The sequence below is a fragment of the Parabacteroides sp. CH2-D42-20 genome (assembly GCF_003670185.1).
GTDB classification, from domain to species: Bacteria; Bacteroidota; Bacteroidia; order Bacteroidales; family Tannerellaceae; genus Parabacteroides; species Parabacteroides distasonis.
On the sequence record NZ_RAYG01000071.1, the window covers coordinates 1 to 2,970 of the forward strand.

Here is a 2,970-nt window from a genome sequence, read left to right on the forward strand (position 1 = left end):
TTCATGCGGGTATGCGAAAAGTCGCTGGTGTCCTCGTTCTCCAAGAAGTCTTTCATTTCGATGTTGAGCATTTCCGGCTCACGGGCGTACTTGGCGTTGAACGAAAAGAAACTGCCGTCCTCGCAAATGACGGAGAAGTTCGTTTCGCCCGGAAAGCCCTCTGTCGTGGCTTTTACCCGGATAACGTTCTCCGCACCGTCCGCCTTGCCCGCTATGATGTGGTTGCTTCCCAAATCCACGTAGCGGACGGCGGCGGGGAAGATGATATGCACCGTCTTGGCAAAGGTCACTTCCACGCCGTAGGGCGTTACCATTTGGCGGTACGGGAGTTTCCGGGTAATACCCCGGTACAAGTCGTTGCCAGCCGCATACTTCACGGTGTCGGTTTCCTGTGCGTTTGCCGCACACACGCCCAGCAAGAGGGCGAAAAATACAAAAATCTGTTTCATCGTTAATTAAAATTTTAGTGGTTGATAAAATGGTTATTGTTGTTTGGCATACAGCATGACTTTATAGCCTGCTTTCAGCTTCACTTTCACGGTTCGGAACTTCTTGGCGAGGTAGCCGGACGTTCCTTGCAGCAAGCCCCTTGTCACGTCCATTGCCACCTGCTGCCCGGCACTCCGTGCAAAGGAAATGCTTGTACCCAGTCCGCTGCCGATATTCGCCATAGCTTCGTTGAACGCTTCCTGCTCCATAGAGGACGGCACAGATAATCCCTTTTGCCCGTCCATGTCAAACACGGCAAGTTCCACCGGGATGATGTTGCCCGCATACTCAATCGAGGACACCAGTATGTCAAGCCGTTCGCCCTGCACCTTTGCCGTCCCCGCCACAAGGGTATTCTTCGGCACGACTATGTTTCCCGCCTGCATGGGTTCGAGCAGCCGTAGTTTCACCGCCTGCCCGTCCGTCAGGGTTTGGTCTTGGTGTATGCAGGCGGCTATCGTGTTCCTGCCCATAGCGTAGCCCGTGCCTACCGCCGTGTTGAAGCCGTAGTTTCGTGGCTGGCTGTAAGCCCGGATGAAGTCGGCATCGCTCATGGGCTGCTGCAATCCCGATACGGTCGTTTCCCGGATTGCCTGCACGGGCTGGGCTTGCGGCTTTTGGGTGACAGTCCCGGCAACAGGCACTTGTGCCACCTGCCCGTTCTGCCCGCCCTCATTCATGTACTTTGCCGCCAGCTCGTAGGACTTTTCCAAGAGTGCCATTTGGTCGTCAGCCGTAGGTGTGGCGTTCTGTTGCTGTTGCAGTCTGTCGGTCAGTTCCGCCACCTGCCGCTTCAAGTCCTCTTTTTCCTCGTCCACTGGGGGCGTTTCGTAGAACGTGCTTAACTGGCGATTGATGTCCCGGTAAGCGTTTGCCGAATAAGAAGCACCGCCGCCCCTTTGTGGCTTCGGATCTTCTTCCGGCATCAGGTCGATTTCCGCTTGCGGTTCTTCAGTTTCATCGTCCCCCGTGAAACCGAAGTCCTGCAAGGATTGTATCTTGTCCTGCTGTTTGCGGTTCAGCATCGCCTGCTCGTAAGCCTTTTGCTTGTCGGCTATAATCCCGTCCTCTGCGGGCAGGGGGATGTCGGCGTTGAAACCGCCCACGCTTTCCACATTCACGTCCTCTTTGCCGGAGGGGGCGAATATCAGGTATATGCACCCGGCAAAGGCAAGGAACATCAGCGGGAAGACTATCATTTTCCTGCGCTGCTGCACCTGCTGCGGAGTAAGTTCCCGTTTGGACTTCTTTTCCTTTTCAGGCTTCCCGTCCGTCTGTGGTACGGTCGTGCCGTTCTCATTCTTCTGTACTTCTTCCATATTCCGGTCTGTTTAAGGGGTTGATACTGTTGATTGTGTCATTGCCTTGCAATGGCAGTTGTCTGATATGTTCTATTTGCAGCCGCCTGCCGTCCCGTTTCCCGATATTGTAGATTGATGAAACGGTGATGTAGATAGACAAGCCGCCGAAAAAGAAGAACATCACGAGGATAACCGCCAGCCTTTTGCCCGGCGTAATCCGTCCGCACATTCGGTGCAGGCAGTCGTCCGCCCAGTCCTGCACCTTTTCGATATAGTTTCGTTTCCTTTCCATACGGCTATCTCTTAACGGTTTGCAAATCCTTGTTCTCGGTAATGGTGAACGCTTCGATGATGAAGCCGTGCGGGTTGTTGTCGCTCCGTGTGGCGTTGAGCAGGCGGCACGAGGTCACAAGGCTTCGCACCGTCAGGCTGCTTTCCCGGACAATCAACTGGCGGGCATACGTGTTCACCTTGTAGGGGTACTGGTCGAAGTCGCATTTCACGCTGTCAATCTCCACCGTCTGCGTGACGTTTCCGGAAATCACCCGATTGTAGTAGCCCTTTTCCGCCAAGTCCTTGTAATAGTTGAAAGCGGTCTTGTCGGCGAGGAACAGCGAGCGTTTGATGTTGCTTTCGATAGCCCCCTTGTCGGGTGATAAGGTGAAGAAAAGCTCGTGGAAACGCCGCACGTGCGATTTGGCTTCCACGGGTCTGTTCTGTGCCATGTCCTGCGAGAGTGCCAGCATCAGGCTTTTGCCGTTGTCGAGGACGTATATCTTCTGCCGCTGCTTTTCGGCGAAGCTGTACGAGTTCCACACGGCAAAGCCCGTCACCAATGCGCACAGGCAGATGAATACCAGCGCAAAGAGCCGGATTTGCCGGAAACTCGTTTCGATGTTCGTTAATGATTTAAATTCCATATATTAAATTTTGATGTTGGTTATTTGAGTAGTTTCCCGGTTACTTTCCCGCTTGCCGCACCGACCGCAGCCCCGGCGATTGACCCCGCCCGTGCCACGTTGCGGTTATAGGCAGACGTGCCGCCAGCCGACACAATCCAGCTTGCCACCGTAGGAATGGTGAAGTAGCCCACGATGCCGATAATCATAAAGATTACATACACGGTGCTGCTCCCGTCAGGAATGAAATTCGGGTCTGAAAGTTCCTGAATGTCCTTTTG

At 54.0% G+C, this 2,970-nt stretch carries 4 protein-coding genes and 1 pseudogene; all 5 read right to left on the minus strand.

What is annotated here, in order from left to right:
- The coding region (traN, locus tag D7V92_RS21675; protein ID WP_121773779.1) for a conjugative transposon protein TraN at positions 1-449 on the minus strand (449 nt) is incomplete at its 3' end.
- A gap of 33 nt (positions 450-482) precedes the next feature.
- A complete protein-coding gene (gene traM, locus D7V92_RS21680) occupies positions 483-1,808 on the minus strand; it encodes a conjugative transposon protein TraM (RefSeq protein WP_121737417.1) in 1,326 nt (441 codons plus the stop codon).
- Entirely contained in the window at positions 1,786-2,082 is a 297-nt protein-coding gene (locus tag D7V92_RS21685; protein ID WP_121737418.1) for a TraL conjugative transposon family protein, read from the minus strand. The genes traM and D7V92_RS21685 overlap by 23 nt, the downstream gene beginning before the upstream one ends.
- A 4-nt stretch (positions 2,083-2,086) precedes the next feature.
- The gene (gene traK / locus D7V92_RS21690) at positions 2,087-2,710 is read right to left on the minus strand and encodes a conjugative transposon protein TraK (RefSeq protein WP_004309966.1); all 624 of its coding nucleotides are present in this window, start codon (positions 2,708-2,710) and stop codon (positions 2,087-2,089) included.
- Positions 2,711-2,730: 20 nt separating this feature from the next.
- Positions 2,731-2,970, minus strand: a pseudogene (locus D7V92_RS21695) (conjugative transposon protein TraJ); the annotation flags it as partial.